This is a genomic window from Pontibacter saemangeumensis, from assembly GCF_039541895.1.
In the GTDB taxonomy this organism is placed as follows: Bacteria; Bacteroidota; Bacteroidia; order Cytophagales; family Hymenobacteraceae; genus Pontibacter; species Pontibacter saemangeumensis.
This window is the reverse complement of record NZ_BAABHC010000001.1, coordinates 166,061-183,802: the sequence shown is the minus strand read 5'-3', so window position 1 is coordinate 183,802 and position 17,742 is coordinate 166,061. Positions and strand designations below refer to the sequence as shown.

Sequence of the window (17,742 nt, the reverse complement as noted above, 5' to 3'; positions counted from 1 at the left end):
GGTACAAAATAAGATCAGAGCGAGCAGGCAAAGCTTGCTTAGCATAGGTAGATGGAGCCGCCGATGTTGTCCTGCGAGGCGCCGGTTACGCTGCGGAGGCAGTTATGCGCTCCGCGCCAGCGCAGCACCCCCAGGAAGGCGAAGATCAGGGCCTCCTTAAACGAAACCACCTCCGGCTCCGGCACCTCCACCTGGTATTGCTCCCCCAGGTACTCCTGCAGCAGCTGCACCAGGAACAGGTTGAAGGCCCCGCCGCCCGTTAGCAGCACCCGGTGCCGCCCCGCGTGCAGCTGCGGCAATGCCCGCTTTAGCTGCGCGGCAATGTGGTGGCAGGTGGTGTGCAGCTTGTCCGGCACAGAAGCTTCGGAGGCACGGAGGGCGGCGAGGCTGTGCTCCAGCACCCATTCCTTCCCCAGCGACTTGGGTGCCGGCGTAGCGAAATACGCGGGTGCGTTCAGCTGTTGCAGCAGCTTAGGTTGCAGCAGCCCGCCCCGCGCCAGCTCTCCGTTGTGGTCATAGGCGCTTCCGACGCTGTTGGCCAGCGTGTTCAAAAGCATGTTGCAGGCGCATATATCAAAGGCGAGCCGACGGCCGTTTTGTGTATATGAAACATTGGCGATGCCTCCGAGGTTGATACAATAATCGTACTCCCCGAAAAGCAGTTCATCCCCGATCGGGACCAGCGGTGCCCCCTGCCCGCCCAAGGCAATGTCAAGCGTGCGGAAGTCGCTGACTACGGGTAATTTAGCGTGTGCAGCTATATAGGCGCCGTGGCCAAGCTGTAAAGAGATATGCTTGTCTGGCTGATGAAAGATGGTGTGGCCGTGGGAGGCGACAAAGTCTGGCCTGATGCCATGTTTCAGTGCAAAAGCGTGGACCTCCTCACCAAGGTATTTCCCATAGGCGTGGTGTAGCCGGATGAGTTCCATTCCGGAGATTGTTTCGGCTTCGCGGAGGGATTCAATTAGGGTATCCGAATATCCGGATGTATTTGTATGTAGTATTTTATATATCCAATTTTCTTTTTCGCACGTAATGCTACAATGCGCCAAATCAAGGCCATCTAACGAGGTGCCTGACATCAGGCCGATCACATGAAAAGTAGTATCCATTACCAAAAATAATAAATACGCGGCAATGTTGGGTTCAGCCAAATAATGCAGGGCTCGTATATATCTTAATATGAATAGGATTGTTAACCGATAAATGAATTGTAGAAACTGTTAGGTATAATTATTAATTATGAAAAGTTTATTATCAAGAGTAGAATCTAAGAAGATAGATAAGGCAGCGGCCATGCTAAAAGTACTGGCCCACCCGAAGAGATTGGCGATCGTTGATTTGCTGGGAAAGGAGGATAAAATGACTGTTACTGAGATATATAAGCAGTTAGACCTCCCCCAGGCCATCGCATCGCAGCACCTCATAACACTGAAAGACAAGGGCGTCCTGTCCTCGTTTAAGGTGGGAACAAAGATCTATTACTCGCTTGCCATCCCGAAACTGATCGATGTGATCGATTGCCTGGAAGAGTGTTGCATTGACATTTAACGGCAAACCACGCAATTTGCCTGCACCGATGTTGCCTGCTAAAACAGCCTAAGGCCTCCGCATTTCACCTCAAAATGAAGTCTGCGGAGGCCTTAGGCTTTTATTTTAACTAATAAAAAAGGGTTGTTTACTCAGAAAAACGGTTTGCCTCTACTGCCTGGTTTTCGAGATCGAACAGGTCGTTCAGCAGGTCGATGAGGGTCTCGGCCTCGCCGCGCTTACAGGCGGCCTTCAGCTGCAATACCGGAAGTTTTATAATTTTCTGCATCATGGATTTCGTGATGTTGTCCATGAGTTTGGCCTCTTTCGGGCCGAGCTTTTTCATGTAGCGCGCCATCTCTTCCTGGCGGATGGACTCCAGCGCATTCTTCAGCCGGTTGATCGTCGGCGACACCATCATCTCCTTCGACCAGTCGTTAAACTGTTCAATTGATTCGGTGATAATCTCCTTCACCTTCGGCACCGCGTTGAGGCGAAGCTGCAGCGCCTCCGAGGCTTTGTTCTGGATGGTGTCGATGTTATAGACCAGCACGCCCGGTACGGTCTCTACCTCGGCCTCCACGCTGCGGGGCACCGACAGGTCGATGAAGAATTTAAAGGAAAGCACGTTCAGGCGCTTCACCATCTCTTTGGTGAAGAAAGGCGTTTCGCGGGCCACGGAGGATATGATCACATCAGCGGCCTTCATGCCCTGCACAATTTCCTCAAACGGCAGCACGTCCATGCCGCACTCTTCTGCCAGGCCTTTCGCCTTGGCCTGTGTGCGGTTCGTGATCTTTACGTTCCTGAAGCCATTGTCTTTCAGGTTGCGGCAAACATCAGCCCCAATCTCTCCCAAACCCACTACCAGGATACTCGGCTCTGTCATGTCGGCGGTCAGCTCCTCTATCAGCTCGATGGCGGCATAGGAGGTGGAGGCGGCGCCGTCGCGGAAGGAGGTTTCCTGCACCACGCGCTTGTTGGTGAAGAAGATCGTGTGCATCAGGCGGTGCAGAAACGGGCCGGCTGTTTCGTTGTCGGCCGCCCACTGGTAGGCCTGCTTCACCTGGTTGGAGATCTGCATATCGCCCACCACCTGCGACTCCAGCCCCATCGACACCTCGAACAGATGCTGCACGGCATCGTCGTGCTCGTTCAGGATGGTGAAATAGTCAAAGTACTGGGAGATGTTTCCGATGCCTTTGGTGATGCCCAGCAGCTTCACGATCTCGGTGCTGTGGTCGATGTCGGCATTGTAGTATACTTCGGTGCGGTTGCAGGTAGAGAGCACCAGTATGTCAGAAGCCTGGATAAAGCCCTTGAGCGTCTGAAGGAATAGCCTGCAGGAAGTTTCATCTAAGGCAATCAGTTCCCTGATATCCAGCGGCGCTTTCTTATAAGACAGGCTGATTGCTTTGAAATTCTGAAGCATAGTAACGTGTGTCTACTAAAGTGTAAAGTTAACTTTCAATTTTTTAAAATGAAACTTAGTTGCTCTTAATGTTCAATTTATACTAATTTCAAATAAATTACGTGTACACTGCATGATCCCCATTTACTCCCAGAAGAACAGGATAAAACTTGTCGTTGTCATCATTGCCCTTATCATCGGTGCCGCCACCATCACCTACACGAACGTTTTAGTCGCCAAGTTGTCTGAGCGGGAGCAGGAACTGGTTCAGCTCTATGCCAAGGGCCTTCGGTATATGATCAATGCGCCCAGCGACGACAACATCGTTTTTATAGAGGAAGAGATCCTTTCCTCCAACAACACCGTGCCTGTTATCCTGACGGATGAGAATATCAATATACTCGACTCTAAGAACATCGATATACCCGAAAACATTTCGGATAACCCTGATAAAATTAACGATTACCTGCAGCGGCAGATTGAGAACATGCAGGAGCAGCACGAGCCTATCCCGGTGCCATGGGCGGAGGGGTCGGTGAACTATGTTTTTTACAAAGACTCGGCCCTGCTCTCGCAGCTGCGCTACTACCCGTACGTGCAGCTGATCGTGATCGCCTGCTTCGCCCTGATGGCCTATTTCGCCTTCAGCTACTCGCGCCGCGCCGAGCAGAACCGGGTGTGGGTGGGCCTGGCCAAGGAAACGGCGCACCAGCTGGGCACGCCGCTGTCGTCGCTGATGGCGTGGTACGAATACATCAAGTCGAACCCCAAGTTTGAGAAGGAGCCCATTGTAGACGAACTGGGGAAAGATGTGCGGCGACTGGAGGTGATCACGGAGCGTTTCTCCAACATCGGCTCTGTCCCGACGCTGCGTGACGAAAACATCCTGCAGGTGACGGAAAATGCCATCAATTACCTGCAGAACCGCATTTCGCGCAAGGTGGAGTTCTCGGTCACCTCCACTTTCTCCCCCGATATTACGGCCAAGGTCAATGTGTCGCTCTACGACTGGGTGATCGAGAACATCTGCAAAAACGCCGTGGACGCGATGGAGGGCAGGGGCAGCATCAACATACAGTTGCTGCTGCTGGGCAAGAGCAGCATTGCCGTGGACATCACGGACACCGGGAAGGGCATCCCGAAAAGCAAAATGGCCTCTGTTTTCCTGCCGGGTTACACTACCAAAAAACGCGGCTGGGGCCTGGGCCTGGCGCTGGCCAAACGCATCATCGACAATTACCACCAGGGCCGGCTGTACGTGAAATGGTCGGAGGTAGGCAAGGGCACCACGTTCCGGATTGTGCTGAACAGGTGATTATAGTTCTGAGTTAGGAGTTCCGGGTTCCAAGTTGAAGTATGGCTTTGCCTTTCGTTATTTCCTTATTCTTTTGTCCTTCATTCAATTGACTTTTGTTAAAAATACACTTGTCTGAAAAATGATAGCAGTCGTGCGGTATATGCCGGAGTATAGAGCAGATTGGGATGCTTTTGTGGCAGGCTCCAAGAATGGCACCTTTCTGCTGCACCGGTCTTATATGGAGTACCATGAGGATCGTTTTACGGACCATTCGCTGCTTTTTTACCGAAAGGGAAAATTGATCGCCTTGCTGCCAGCCAACGAGGAGGGGCAGGAGGTGCAAAGCCACGGCGGCCTGACCTACGGCGGGATCATCAGCGACAGCCGCATGAAGGCACCCCTGATGCTGGATGTGTTTGAGGCGATGGTGGCGTACTTCCGGGAGCAGGGTTTCCGGAAAATCATATATAAAACAGTCCCGCATATATACCACCGGTTGCCCGCCGAGGAGGACCTGTACGCGCTGTTCCGCCACGGTGCGGTGCTCTACAGGCGCGACGCGAGTTCCGTGATAGATATGGCGCAACACACCGGCTACAGCAGGCAGCGAAGGTGGGAGGTGAAGAAAGCGAAGCAGGCAGGACTGCAGGTGCTGAAATCAGAGGACTATCGCCGGTTTATGCAGATAGAGCATGAGCTGCTGCAGGAAAGACACAACAAAAAACCGGTGCACACCGCCGCAGAAGTGGCGCTTCTGGCCTCACGCTTTCCCCGGAACATCAGGTTATATATAGCACGTGCTGGTGAGGCGATAATGGCGGGCATTCTGATATATGAAACAGCAACGGTGGCGCACTGCCAGTATATGGGTGCCACCGCGGAAGGCAAATCCGTAGGCGCAATGGATGTGCTGGTCGATCACCTGCTGCAAACAGCCTGCGCGCATAAGAAATACTTAAACTTCGGCATCTCCACCGACCAGCAGGGGCAGTACCTGAACGAGGGGCTTATACGGAACAAGGAAAGCTACGGGGCCCGAACCGTAGTGCACGATTTCTATGAACTGGCGCTCTAATACCATTATCAATTGAAAAATGCGCGACGAAGCTGATTAATATTTTGTGCGCAACTTGAACCCACCCTGAACCCCTCCGAGGAGGGGGATTTCCAGTAGGTGTATAAAATTGTATGCGAACGAACCGGCTGATATGGGTATAACGTCTCTATAGCTGAAGCGGCGGACCCTGCGCAAGGAGCCGCCGCTTCAGCTATATATAATCCCAGATCCTATCTACACCCTTGCATAATCAAAGTAAAAATGGCATTCCCTTTTTACCCTTTTGATAGAATGAAGCCATGTATGGAAGAGAGTTCAGGCGACTTGGTATGAGTGAGCGGGTTATGCTTCAATGGCTTCAGCCGCGGGTATCGCAGCCACTTCCACCTTTTTGCCGAACAGCCTGATGAGGCCCCAAAGCAGTCCCGCCCCGATAAAATAGACCAGCAGCCAGTGCACGCCCCAGCTTGAGAGGTTTGTGCAAACCAGGTTCGCCACCAGGGCCACTGTAATGGCGTAAGGCAGCTGCGTTTTCACGTGGTCGATGTGGTTGCAGCCGGAGGCCAGCGAACTGAGGATGGTGGTGTCGGAGATGGGGGAGCAGTGGTCGCCGAACACCGAGCCCGCCAGCACCACGGAGATCACGTTGTAGATGATGGGCATGGTCTCCTCCAGCGAGAACCCCTGCTGCAGGCACACGTACCAGGCGGCCGGCAGCATCAGCGGGTACAGGATGGCCATGGTGCCCCAGCTGGAGCCCGTCGAGAAGGCGATAATAGCCGCCAGGAAGAAAGTGATCTCCGGCAGAAATTGCGGTGATATGTTGCCTGAGAAAAGGGAAGTGAGGTACTCGGCCGTGTAGAGTTCCTGCGTAACCGCCGCCAGCGACCACGCCAGCACCAGGATGAGGATGGCCGGCAGCATCGTCTTAAAGCCCGCCACCAGCGACTCCATCGTTTCGGCCAGGCCCATGATGCGCTGGCTTACGGTCAGGGCCACGGCTACGATAACGCCGGAGAGCGACGCCCAGATCAGGGAAACATAGGAGTTGGAATCCCCGATGGTAATGGAGAGCTTGCGGATGAAGCTGAGGCTGGCGTCTGCCCAGGTGTCGGGGTTGTAGCCGGTATATAGCAGCCCGATCAGTGTGCCGAAGATGACAACCAGCACCGGCAGCAGCGCATTCACGGCGCGTGCCCGCGTGGCATCCACCGGCTCGAACTCCGCCATCTCCTGGCGCTGCCTCGCCTCGCCCTGCTGGTCGGTGCCGGCGGAAGAGACGGCGCCGGTGGTGCGGGCGCGCACCTCGGCAGCGTGCATGCTCCCGAAGTCGCGGTTCATCACGATTACCAGCAGCATAAACACCAGCGTCAGCACCGGGTAGTAGGCGTATTCCAGCGAGTGGAAAAACAGCGAGTAGGCCCCTTCGGTGATACCCAGCGAAGTGGCCGCGTCCCGTATATAGCCCAGCTCGGCCCCCACCCAGGTGGTCACGAACGCAATGGCCGCCACCGGGGCGGCGGTGCTGTCCACGATATAGGCCAGCTTCTCGCGCGACACGCGGTGCTTGTCGGTAACAGGGCGCATGGTGTTTCCCACGATCAGGGTATTGGCGTAATCGTCGAAGAAAATGGCGATGCCCAGCGCCCACGTGACAAGCTGTGAGCTTTTCGCATCTTTTGCGTAGCGGGAGAGCAGGTTCACGACGCCGGCCATGCCGCCGTTTTTTGAGATGATGGCCACCATGCCCCCGATCAGCATCGAAAACAGGATCACTGCCACATGGTCCGAATCGGTGAGCGCCTCCATCAGGTAGGTGTCGCCCACGGCCAGCAAGCCGGTGAAGATCGATTTGAAGGACAAGCCATATATCACGAAGCCTCCCACCCAGATGCCTGCAAACAGCGCCAGCAGGACCTCCCGGAAGAGGAGCGCCAGCACGATGGCAAGGAGAGGAGGCAATATCGACAGCCACATCGGCAGCTCGTCCAGGCCGCCAGGCAGTTCTTTATCATGGCGGTAGAGGCGGGCAAGGGTATGCGTGCCTAAATTGGCGCTCACCTGCACCAGCGTGCTGGCTTCAGGCAGCAAGAGGAGGGTTTCGCCCTCCACAAAGTCAGCGTCGTGCAGTTCTCCGTTTACACGGAGCGGCAGCATACCGGCGTACTTCACCAGATTGCCTGCCTCGTTGGTGGTGCGTAGGGTGAAGGCGGTGTCGTTAATGGCCTGGAGGGTGAGCTCTTCAATCGCGGTTTTATCCACGACTTCCTGTGCCTGTGCCCGAAAACATACTAGCAGGAGCAGCAACAGGGGCAGCAGGGGCTTATATAGCTTCATTTATCAGCATAAGGGATTTCAGACCCTTAAGTAAGCAAAAAAAAGGCATATCCGGAAATATGCCGCGGCAGGGAAGGTTTTCCGGGGGGTCTGCAAAGCGCGTGCGCCTGAGGCCTGGTTGCCCCGCCTGTGGCTGCTTCCGTGCGCGTGGCCTCAGCCCCGGATGGCCTCCTGCCGCCGCTACTTCGCCCGGTTCACAACAAACACCCCCATCAGGATAACCGCCATGCCCATATAGTGCCAGGCGTAGATGTTCTCCCCGTCCAGCACGCCCCAGCCCAGCGCCACGATCGGGATGAGGTAGTTGGAGGAACTGGCAAAGAGCGGTGTGGAAACGTGGATGAGCTTGTTGAGCAGGATCAGGCCGATGGCGGTGCTGAAAACGGCCAGGGTGGCTATATAAAGCAGCGCTTCCCAGGCCCCGGGCACATGCTGCAGTTTATACATGGCCCCGGTGGTGAAAAGGTAAGTGGCCGCGACGGGTCCTACGGTTAGCAGGGCCATGCTCGACATCACCACGGGTTTGATGCCCTGCAGCCGGAACTTGATGATGTTGGCGCTTCCGCCGTAGCAGACCGTGGCCGCGACGATAAACAGCCCATAGAACTTGTTGTCAAGGTCTGCGCTGTTGTTGCCTGAGAAGATGAGCATGGCGGTGCCCGCTATCCCGATCAGGATGCCCACCATGCGCATCCAGGTAATGGACTGGCGGAAGAACATGGCCCCGATCAGCAGCGTGAACAGCGCCGTGAGCGAGTTGAGCACCCCTGCGAGGCCGCTGGCCAGCTGTGTCTCGGCATAGGCGAACAGAAAGGCCGGGAACAGGTTGCCCAGCAGCCCGCTGGCCACGATAAACTTCCAGCGGTGCGGCTCAATCTTCCGGAGGTTCAGGATGGCGAAGGGCAGCAGCGACAGGCAGGCGATCACGATCCGGAGCGCCCCGAGCTCATCCGCCGCAAAAACAACCAGCCCCTTCTTGATCAAAATAAAAGAGGTGCCCCATATCAGGGAAAGCACGACAATCAGAAACCAGGCAAGCGTGGAGGAGTCGCTTTTTTGCGGAGGGGGAGTGGTGGCGGTTTTGATGGCCTTAATTATTGAAAGCTGGAATACCTAAATTATAACTTGTTGTTTAACTTATGATAGTTAATATACTTACATAAGCCATCCAAATCAGGAAACACTGTTTGATAAGATACTCCAAGCTCACTAAGCTCCCTTTTTATAGTTCTTTTATGGGCTGCGGGTATTATGAATTTACTTAAGTTATTGCCTTCTCTAAACTCTTGTGTGGGATCTTTAAATAACTGAAAAACACCTTGTTGGACTCTAATCCTTGGGGATAAATCTGGCATAAATAGGAAATGATATTCTTCCAGCCTTTCATCGAAAGGAGATATTATTTGTTTATCATAGTTATTAAAGTGAGTAGTAGCTTGAAAAGTTATTAGAGAACCATCTTCATCATGTTTTGAGTCATTTTCAACAGCAAAGAATAACGCTATCAGGGGAGAAAAAGTCCAGTCTAATAATCTTGTTTTTAAACCATGATGCTGTGCTACTGCAAGAAGAATAAATTTGTCCTTTTCACGGAGCTCATTATATACCCTAACATAGAATTCGTTAAAAGCATGCTTTTCGAAATGCAGTAACTTTTCTTTAGTAGTGAAATTTCCTGTTTCTGCAAATAATCTACCTATAGACGGCTTGAGCAGGTATGTATAATCATCTTCACCTCTAAAAAACCACGTGCCAGGATCAAAAGTATATAGTAGCCTGTCTTTTATTTTTAAAAAGTCTGAAACGGATTTGATATAATATTCCTCTTTCTCAAATATTCTCATGATTTTATATCTCTACTCCGCAACTTCTGCATAGCTCATCGTCTGCGCGATTTCCTCCAGCGTGTCATATATCTCCTCAATGTTTTCGGACTGCACGAGGCGCATGCGCAGCGGCTTGAAGTGCGGCAGGCCCCGGAAGTAGTTGGTGTAGTGGCGGCGCATCTCAAATATGCCCAGTTTCTCGCCCTTCCACTCCAGGGAGTGCGTAAAATGCTGGCGGCAAACGGCCACGCGCTCCTCCAGCGTTGGGCCAGCCAGCATTTCGCCGGTGTTCATGTAGTGCTTTATCTCGTTGAAGATCCAGGGGTAGCCGATGCTGGCCCGCCCGATCATGATGCCGTCCACGCCGTAGCGGTTGCGGTACTCCAGCGCCTTCTGCGGCGAGTCGATGTCGCCGTTGCCGAAGATCGGGATATGCATGCGCGGGTTGTTTTTCACCTCTGCAATCAAACTCCAGTCGGCCTCGCCCTTGTACATCTGCACGCGGGTGCGGCCGTGAATGCTCAAGGCCTGTATGCCGATATCCTGAAGCCTCTCGGCAGTTTCTACTATATACTTCGTCTCCTCGTCCCAGCCGAGGCGGGTCTTCACGGTCACCGGCAGGTGCGTCGCCTTCACGATCTCCTCCGTCATTTTCACCATCTTCGGGATGTCGCGGAGCAGGGCCGCGCCCGCGCCTTTGCAGGCCACGTTCTTAACCGGGCAGCCGTAGTTGATGTCAATCAGGTCCGGCCCGGCCTGCGAGGAGACGATGGCCGCCTCGCGCATCGACTCTATGTCAGACCCGAAGATCTGGATGCCGACGGGGCGTTCGTAATCGAATATGTCGAGCTTCTGGATGCTTTTGGCGGCATCGCGTATCAAGCCCTCCGAGGAGATAAACTCCGTGTACATCAGGTCGGCGCCGTTCGCCTTGCACACCTTCCGGAACGGCGGGTCGCTCACGTCCTCCATCGGTGCCAGCAGCAGCGGAAACTCGCCGAGCGCTATGTTCGCTATCTTTACCACAGCTAAATATATTTTTTCGCGTAAATTTACGTCAATTAAACCTAATCTTCTGTATGAAAGGTTTCATCTCCAAGGATCTGCATCCGTTTTGGGTGCTGCTGCTGCTGCTGGTGTTTATGGCGGGTGGCTATTTCGTGGCCACATTCGTGGTGAGCCTGCTGGCCAAGTGGATCTTTGGGATCAGCATTTTCCAGTTGATGGAGGTGGTGGCCAACCCGGCCACGCACCCGCAGGGGCCGGGCGTGATGCTGCTGCTGCAGGGCGTGCTGCAGTTTATCTCGTTCATCGTCGGGCCGCTCATCCTGCTCCGGGTTATCGGCTATGATTTAGACCATTACCTGAACCGGAAAATGCCCCCTGCGGCATGGCTGGTGGTGCTGAGCGGGCTGCTGATCGTGCTCATCATGCCGGCCAACTCGGCGGTCATCAACTGGAACGCCACGCTCAGCTTCCCCGATTTTATGAAGGGGTTTGAGGTGTGGGCGCGGCAGCAGGAAGACCAGCTGGCGGAGATCATGAAGCTCATCACGCGTTTCGAGACGGTTGGTGACCTGCTCATCGGGCTGGTGGTGTTTGCCCTGATCCCCGCCATCGGCGAGGAGCTGGTGTTCCGGGGCATTGTGCAGCGGCAGTTCCGGCGTTGGCTGGGCAACCCGCACGTGGCCATCTGGCTGGCGGCCATCATCTTCGGGGCCATTCACGTGCAGTTCTTCGGGTTTGTGCCAAGGGTGCTGCTCGGGGCTTTGTTCGGGTACCTGTTCTTCTGGTCGGGCCGGATCGTGGTGCCCATGGTGGCGCACTTTGTGAACAACGGGTTTACCGTTTTCATGCTGTACCTGTACCAGACCCGCGCCGTGGACGCCGACATCGAGAGCACCGAGGCGATGCCGCTCTATATGATTTTGCTGTCGCTGGTGCTGAGTGCCGCCGTTATCTATTACCTTTACCAGCAGTACAGGGCAGTGCCGCTGCGGCCGGAAAGCGCGGCAGCGGCGGCAGAAGAAGAGTTCCAGGCATAAGGCAGGTGCCTGTAAACCGATCCCATGGCTTGTCGCCCCATCGACATAAAACCGATTCATGAGTAAAAAGATATCCACCCTCAGTAACTTAAATCAACGCGTCATTGTCGGGGTGCTGGGTGCCGCCATATTCATCGGGGGCATCTGCTTTAGCGAGTGGACCTATTTCCTGCTTTTCCTGGGGCTCACGCTGCTTGGTATTGCCGAGTTTTACCGCATCGTGCGGGTGCAGGGCATTCATGCCAACCGGGGCATCGGGTTTCTGCTGGGCGGCCTGTTTTTCGTGTCGGTGTTCCTGGTGCAGGCAGGCATAATGCCCGGCGAGCTGCTGTACTTCTCCTTGCCGGTGCTTTTCTTCATTCTCATATATGAGCTTTACCGCAAGCAACCCCAGCCCTTCACCAACATTGCCTTCACCATACTGGGAGTAGTGTATGTGGCGGGGCCTTTCGGGCTGCTGCACGTGCTGGCCTACTACGAGGGTGCCTACAGCTGGCAGCCCATTCTGGGCCTGATGCTGCTCATCTGGGCCGCTGACACGGGCGGCTATATTGCCGGCAAGAACTTCGGAAAGCACAAGCTGTTCGAGCGCATCTCGCCGGGCAAAACCTGGGAAGGGTGGGTGGGCGGCACGCTTTTCTCCATCGGCGTCGGCTATGTGCTGGGGCTTCTTTTCCCGGAACTGGAGGTGTACCAGTGGGTCGGCATGGCCCTGATTGTCTCGGTCTTCGGGGTGCTGGGCGACCTGGTGGAGTCGATGCTGAAGCGCAGCCTGGGCGTGAAAGACTCGGGTACGTTGCTGCCCGGCCACGGGGGCCTGCTGGACCGCTTCGACAGCCTGCTGATGGCCATTCCCTTCATTGTCGCCTTCCTGAAGATCTTCTGAAAAAAATTGCACACAGCCCGTAGGAGGTTGCCTGTAATATGAGCAACTTTGCCGCATAATTGATTACTCACTAATATTTTTAAACACACAGAACAATGTTATATAAAGAGCCTGCGCCGATAAAGGACAGGGAGAATCCTTTTGAATCGATGATGTCGCGCTTCAATGTGGCGGCTGAAGTACTGGGGCTGGATGAGGAAGTATATAATGTTTTAAAGTCGCCGACGCGCCAGGTCATCGTCAATATCCCGGTTACCATGGATGATGGCAAGGTGCGCGTTTTCGAAGGCTACCGGGTGATGCACTCCAACATCCTAGGGCCGTCCAAAGGCGGTATCCGCTATGCCCCGGACGTGTTCCTGGACGAGGTGAAGGCCCTGGCGGCCTGGATGACGTGGAAATGCGCCGTGGTGGACATTCCCTACGGAGGAGCCAAGGGCGGCATCATCTGCGACCCATATTCCATGTCGGCCGGTGAGATCGAGCGCCTGACAAGGGCCTATACCTCTTCGCTGGTCGATCTATTCGGCCCGGACCAGGACATCCCGGCCCCGGATATGGGCACGGGCCCGCGCGAGATGGCGTGGCTGATGGACGAGTACTCGAAGACAAAAGGCTCTACGGTGCACGCGGTGGTGACGGGCAAGCCGCTGGTGCTGGGCGGTTCGCTGGGCCGCGTGGAGGCCACCGGCCGCGGGGTGATGGTGTCGGCGATGGCGGCGATGGACAAGCTGGGCATGGACCCGCACAAGTCTACCGCAGTGGTGCAGGGCTTCGGCAACGTGGGTGCCTGGGCGGCCAAGCTGATGGCGGAGCGCGGGGTGAAAATACTCGGGATCAGCGACGTGAGCGGCGCCTACTGGAACGACAACGGCATCGACATCGACGAGGCCATCGAATACAAGAACGAGCACAACGGCCGCCTGGAAGGCTACAAAGGCGCCGAGCATATGGACCCGGCCGAGCTGCTAACCTCTAAGGTGGACGTGCTGGTGCCCGCTGCCGTGGAGGACGTGATCACAATTCACAACGTGGACCGGATACAGGCGCGCCTGATTGTGGAGGGGGCCAACGGCCCGACGTCTTACAAAGCCGACAGCATCATCAACGAGAAGGGCATTATGGTGGTGCCGGACATCCTGGCGAACTCCGGCGGGGTAACGGTTTCGTACTTTGAGTGGGTGCAAAACCGCATGGGCTTCAAGTGGACGCTGCAGCGGGTGAACGAGCGCGCCGAGCGCATCATGAACGAGGCGTTTGAGCGCGTGTATGCCGCTTCGCAGAAATATAACGTGCCGATGCGCATTGCGGCTTATATCGTAGCAATCGACAAAGTAGCGATGACGTATAAATACCGTGGCGGCTTCTAAGGCGTAATAATTTATAACAATAAACGTAAGTTTATTATTTTTGAAGCAGCATCATCGCCCATCCGCTTTCGGTGGATGGGCGATCGCTGACTTACAAGGCGCCTGCGGATAACATAACTACTGATGAAGATTCATAAAGAAGGACGGAGAATTTTATTTTTTTTGCTGCTTATTTTATTGGTGCTTAACCTGTTGCTCTACAACTTTAATGCGGACAACAGCACCTTTAACAAAATATTCTCAGCAGTTTCTGCTGTCCTGTTCCTGTTGATCCTTCAGTTTTTCCGCAGCCCGTACCGCAACCTGCTGCTGCACGAAGACCTGCTTACGGCCCCTGCCGACGGCAAAGTGGTGGTGATTGAGGAGGTGGAGGAGCCCGAGTACTTTAAAGGCAGGCGCAAGCAGATCTCCATTTTCATGTCGCCGATCAACGTGCACATCACGCGCAACCCGGTATCAGGCACCGTCAAATACTTTAAATACCACCCGGGCAACTACTTTGTGGCCTGGCACCCGAAGTCGAGCACGCAGAACGAGCGCACCACGGTGGTGGTGGAGTCTACGGCGGGCCCGGAGGTGCTTTTCCGCCAGATTGCCGGTGCCATGGCGCGCCGCATCGTGTGGTACGTGAACGAGGGCGACGAAGTGAGCCAGGGCGAGGAGTTCGGCTTCATCAAGTTCGGCTCCCGGGTAGATGTGTTCGTGCCGCTGGACACGGAAATAAAAGTTGAGCTCGGCCAGAAAACCAAAGGCGGCCAAACCGTGATCGCCCAACTGAAGACCGCACCTCCGACCTTCTTCGGGTAAGTTATATAGGCATTAGGATTTATATATGGCAAGGGCGCTGCAGATGATTCTGCAGCGCCCTTGCCATATACTTGCCATATATAAGCCTCGCTTTTATTTATCCCGCAAGTTTAGCGCAGCGCAACTTGTGGGATATATGGCAGAAGTCTGTGACTTCTTTGCTTCGAAGAAGCACGGTTTGTAGTACCCGAAGCGATACCCAGTGCTCTGGCAAAAAGCCACTCAGCCAATATAAACTTTTCTGCTCCGCAGGAAGCAAGTTGAAAACTTGTGACAGTAAAAAGCATTTAACGAAAAACGATCAACGAAACTAATACCAGCTTGCCACCAGCTTCATCAGTTGCTCCAGGTACTGCTGATCTACTTCGTCAAAATCATTGAGTTTGTCGCTGTCTATATCCAGCACCAGCTTTACCTCACCGTCTTTTATCACCGGCACCACAATCTCGGATTTGGAGTCGCCGCTGCAGGCGATGTGGCCGGGGAAGGCCTCCACGTCCGGTACCACGATGGTTTGCTGTTGGGTATAACTGGCGCCGCAGACGCCCTTATGGTAGGGGATGCGGGTGCAGGCCACCGGCCCCTGGAAGGGGCCCAGCACCAACTGCCCCTCTTTGTTGAAGTACACGCCTACCCAGAAAAAGCCGAATCCCTGCCGGAGGGCGGCCACCAGGTTGGAGATGTTGGCGATTAGGTCTGTTTCGCCGGTTACCAGCGCCTCGATCTGCGGTAACAGGGCTTTGTATTTTTCCGCTTTGCTAAGGGTTGCATCTATGAGAAGGGATTCTGCCATGGGCTAAAATTAAATGACTGTATTTTGAATGAGTGACTTATAGAGAAGAGTGAGGCCATCACAGCTTCTGCCAAATGAATAATGTTAACTGATAAATGAATTGTTGCGGTAGTGCAACAACTGGTCGGGGCCTAAAGTTTGCGTGTGCAGCAGCGGGCTATATATACCGGTGGGCGCTTTAATGCCGTTGCCCAGGGTTTTGTGCCTGCTTTTCAGCACGATCGCCTCGTCCCAAAGGTTGGCCTGCAGCAGGCTTTCGAGCAGGAAGGTGCCGCCTTCCACCAGCACCGACAGCACGTTGCGCCGGTGCAGGTCCTGCATGAGCTGGGGTAGCAGCGGTTCCTGCTCCCGGAGCTGCACATAGTCTAAATTCTCCCCGGCCTCTTGCTTCCGGTAGTTATATATCACGGTGGGCTGGCTTCTGTCGAACAGGTGCAGGTGCCCGGGCAGCAGTAGGTTTTTGTCTATCACCACCCGCGTCGGGCTTCTGCCGGCCCAGAGGCGGGTATTCAGGCGCGGGTTGTCATACAAGGCGGTGCGGCTGCCAACCATGATCGCCTGCTCTTCAGAGCGCCACATGTGCACCACCCGCTGCGCCAGTTTTCCGCTAATCTGCTCCTGTTTATAATCGGTGGCGGCTATATAGGCATCTGCCGTTTCGGCCCATTTTAGCAGAATATAGGGCCGCTTTTGCGAGTGGAAGGTGAAGAAGCGCTTGTTCAGCTCCAGGCCCTCCTCCTCCAGCACGCCCACTTGCACCTGCGCGCCCGCCTCGAACAGCTTTTTGATGCCCTGGCCCGCCACCAGCGGGTTTGGGTCGGTGTTGCAGATTACCACGTCTTCCACGCCGCTGCTTATGAGCAGGTCGGCGCAGGGCGGCGTCTTGCCGAAGTGCGAGCAGGGCTCCAGCGTCACGTAAACCCGGCTTTTCGGCAGCAGGCTTTTGTCCTCCACGGCCGCGATGGCGTTTACCTCGGCATGCGGCCCCCCGTACTGCCGGTGCCAGCCTTCGCCGATAATCCTGCCCTCGTGCACCACCACGCAGCCCACCATCGGGTTCGGGTAGGTGAAGCCGCTGCCCCAACGGGCCAGTTCCAGGGCACGGCGCATATATAACTCGTCGGAGGAAAGCATGGTCTGATTATGAGTTACAGGTTTTGACTGATAGGTTAGGTGGCTTAGTTGGCGCGGATTATTATTGTTGGTTGTTAATTGTTGGTTGTTGATATATAGGGTCGTTTCGAACAACTACATCAGCCTGACCCGGGCTTCCTGTTCAATCTACGGACCAGCAATAGAACCATCAACTCATTTCGCAATCAGCAATCAACGATTAACAAGCAACAATTCTAAAACGTCGGCAATGCCGCGAGAGCCGTGTTCCACCTCATAACCCGGGGTCATAATTCGGAACTCGGAACGCTAAACACTACTTTTGCAAAGATATCCAAATCTAAAGAAAGAATACGCGTGGCGACCATCCAGGAAATGCAACAGTACATCCGGCAAAACATACAGGAGGCCTTCCCGGAGCCGGAGGCGGGCGCGGTGGCGCAACTGGTGCTGGAGCATGTGCTGGGGCAGTCGCGGGTGCAGCTGCGCCTGAACGGGCAGGAGACGGTGAGCGAGGAGCAGGCGGCCTATATATATGCGGCGGTGGCGCGGCTGCAGCAACAGGAGCCGGTGCAGTACGTGCTGGGCGTGGCGCACTTTTATGGACTGGACCTGCAGGTGGACGAGCGGGTGCTGATTCCGAGGCCGGAGACGGAGGAACTGGTGGACCTGGTGCTGAAGGAGCACAAAGGGCGGCAGGGGCTGCAGGTGCTGGACATCTGCACCGGGAGCGGCTGCATTCCGCTGGCGCTGGCGGCGAACCTGCCGGGGGCGGCTATATATGGCCTGGAGGTGTCGGAGGGGGCGCTGGAGGTGGCCAGAGCCAATGCGGCTCTATATAAGCTGCCGGTTACGTGGCTGCTGCAGGATATATTCGCGCCGGTGCAGGGCGTCGCCGCAGGCTCTCTGGACGTTATCACCAGCAACCCGCCTTATGTGCTGGAGGCCGAAAAGCAGCAGATGCGCCCCAACGTGCTACAGTACGAGCCGCACCTGGCTCTGTTCGTGCCCGACACCGACGCGTTGAAATACTACATCCGGATAGCAGCCGTGGCGCAGGAACTGCTGAAGAAAGGCGGTAACCTGTACTTTGAGATCAACGAGCGTTACGGAAAGCAGGTGCAGGAGCTGTTGCTGCAGGCCGGTTTTGCAGCGGCTGCCGTGGTGCCCGACCTGTTCGGCAAAGACCGGATGGTGCGGGCGGTAAAATAATTCGCCTTGCCGAAATGGGTGGCGTTTGATAATGGGTTGTGCGTAAGGCACAAATACG

16 protein-coding genes are annotated in these 17,742 nt (G+C 55.1%); 8 read left to right on the top strand and 8 right to left on the bottom strand.

The window, feature by feature from the left end:
* Window positions 1-38 precede the first annotated feature (38 nt).
* The gene (locus ABD920_RS00810) at window positions 39-1,112 is read right to left on the bottom strand and encodes an anhydro-N-acetylmuramic acid kinase (RefSeq protein WP_345156227.1); all 1,074 of its coding nucleotides are present in this window, start codon (window positions 1,110-1,112) and stop codon (window positions 39-41) included.
* A gap of 130 nt (window positions 1,113-1,242) precedes the next feature.
* Between ABD920_RS00810 and ABD920_RS00805 the strand changes: the two genes are divergently transcribed.
* Window positions 1,243-1,551 (top strand): ArsR/SmtB family transcription factor, encoded by a 309-nt coding sequence (locus ABD920_RS00805; protein WP_025608763.1) that lies wholly within the window; start codon window positions 1,243-1,245, stop codon window positions 1,549-1,551.
* Between the two features lie 127 nt (window positions 1,552-1,678).
* On the opposite strand, the gene hemA is transcribed toward ABD920_RS00805, so the two are convergent.
* Window positions 1,679-2,962: a glutamyl-tRNA reductase gene (hemA, locus tag ABD920_RS00800; RefSeq protein ID WP_345156226.1), complete on the bottom strand. Its 1,284-nt coding sequence runs from the start codon at window positions 2,960-2,962 to the stop codon at window positions 1,679-1,681.
* Window positions 2,963-3,074: 112 nt separating this feature from the next.
* On the opposite strand from hemA, the gene ABD920_RS00795 reads away from it, so the two are divergent.
* Window positions 3,075-4,256, top strand: a complete 1,182-nt coding sequence (locus ABD920_RS00795) for an ATP-binding protein (protein WP_345156225.1) — start codon at window positions 3,075-3,077, stop codon at window positions 4,254-4,256.
* Window positions 4,257-4,377: 121 nt separating this feature from the next.
* The gene (locus ABD920_RS00790) at window positions 4,378-5,313 is read left to right on the top strand and encodes a GNAT family N-acetyltransferase (protein WP_345156224.1); all 936 of its coding nucleotides are present in this window, start codon (window positions 4,378-4,380) and stop codon (window positions 5,311-5,313) included.
* Window positions 5,314-5,637: 324 nt separating this feature from the next.
* On the opposite strand, the gene ABD920_RS00785 is transcribed toward ABD920_RS00790, so the two are convergent.
* From ABD920_RS00785 to dusB, 4 genes are all read right to left on the bottom strand, one after another.
* On the bottom strand, window positions 5,638-7,632 hold the full coding sequence (locus ABD920_RS00785; protein ID WP_345156223.1) for a Na+/H+ antiporter NhaC family protein: 1,995 nt from the start codon (window positions 7,630-7,632) through the stop codon (window positions 5,638-5,640).
* Between the two features lie 180 nt (window positions 7,633-7,812).
* Window positions 7,813-8,655 (bottom strand): DMT family transporter, encoded by an 843-nt coding sequence (locus ABD920_RS00780; protein ID WP_486357926.1) that lies wholly within the window; start codon window positions 8,653-8,655, stop codon window positions 7,813-7,815.
* A 95-nt stretch (window positions 8,656-8,750) separates the two neighbouring features.
* Window positions 8,751-9,476: an FRG domain-containing protein gene (locus tag ABD920_RS00775; RefSeq protein ID WP_345156222.1), complete on the bottom strand. Its 726-nt coding sequence runs from the start codon at window positions 9,474-9,476 to the stop codon at window positions 8,751-8,753.
* A 12-nt stretch (window positions 9,477-9,488) separates the two neighbouring features.
* On the bottom strand, window positions 9,489-10,484 hold the full coding sequence (gene dusB / locus ABD920_RS00770; RefSeq protein ID WP_345156221.1) for a tRNA dihydrouridine synthase DusB: 996 nt from the start codon (window positions 10,482-10,484) through the stop codon (window positions 9,489-9,491).
* Window positions 10,485-10,537: 53 nt separating this feature from the next.
* Between dusB and ABD920_RS00765 the strand changes: the two genes are divergently transcribed.
* The 4 genes from ABD920_RS00765 to ABD920_RS00750 all read left to right on the top strand — a co-directional run bounded on the left by ABD920_RS00765 (window position 10,538) and on the right by ABD920_RS00750 (window position 14,566).
* Entirely contained in the window at window positions 10,538-11,503 is a 966-nt protein-coding gene (locus tag ABD920_RS00765; protein WP_345156220.1) for a CPBP family intramembrane glutamic endopeptidase, read from the top strand.
* 58 nt (window positions 11,504-11,561) lie between these two features.
* Entirely contained in the window at window positions 11,562-12,389 is an 828-nt protein-coding gene (locus ABD920_RS00760) for a phosphatidate cytidylyltransferase (protein ID WP_345156219.1), read from the top strand.
* A 95-nt stretch (window positions 12,390-12,484) separates the two neighbouring features.
* A complete protein-coding gene (locus tag ABD920_RS00755) occupies window positions 12,485-13,759 on the top strand; it encodes a Glu/Leu/Phe/Val family dehydrogenase (protein WP_345156218.1) in 1,275 nt (424 codons plus the stop codon).
* 123 nt (window positions 13,760-13,882) lie between these two features.
* Window positions 13,883-14,566, top strand: coding sequence for a phosphatidylserine decarboxylase family protein (locus ABD920_RS00750; protein WP_345156217.1), 684 nt, complete (start codon window positions 13,883-13,885; stop codon window positions 14,564-14,566).
* 310 nt (window positions 14,567-14,876) lie between these two features.
* On the opposite strand, the gene ABD920_RS00745 is transcribed toward ABD920_RS00750, so the two are convergent.
* Complete coding sequence (locus ABD920_RS00745) at window positions 14,877-15,359, bottom strand: GAF domain-containing protein (RefSeq protein WP_345156216.1); 483 nt, start codon at window positions 15,357-15,359, stop codon at window positions 14,877-14,879.
* An 84-nt stretch (window positions 15,360-15,443) separates the two neighbouring features.
* A complete protein-coding gene (ribD, locus tag ABD920_RS00740; RefSeq protein ID WP_345156215.1) occupies window positions 15,444-16,493 on the bottom strand; it encodes a bifunctional diaminohydroxyphosphoribosylaminopyrimidine deaminase/5-amino-6-(5-phosphoribosylamino)uracil reductase RibD in 1,050 nt (349 codons plus the stop codon).
* A gap of 336 nt (window positions 16,494-16,829) precedes the next feature.
* Here ribD and prmC point away from each other — a divergent pair, with 336 nt between their 5' ends.
* Window positions 16,830-17,684 (top strand): peptide chain release factor N(5)-glutamine methyltransferase, encoded by an 855-nt coding sequence (gene prmC / locus ABD920_RS00735; RefSeq protein ID WP_345156214.1) that lies wholly within the window; start codon window positions 16,830-16,832, stop codon window positions 17,682-17,684.
* The last annotated feature ends 58 nt before the right edge of the window (window positions 17,685-17,742 follow it).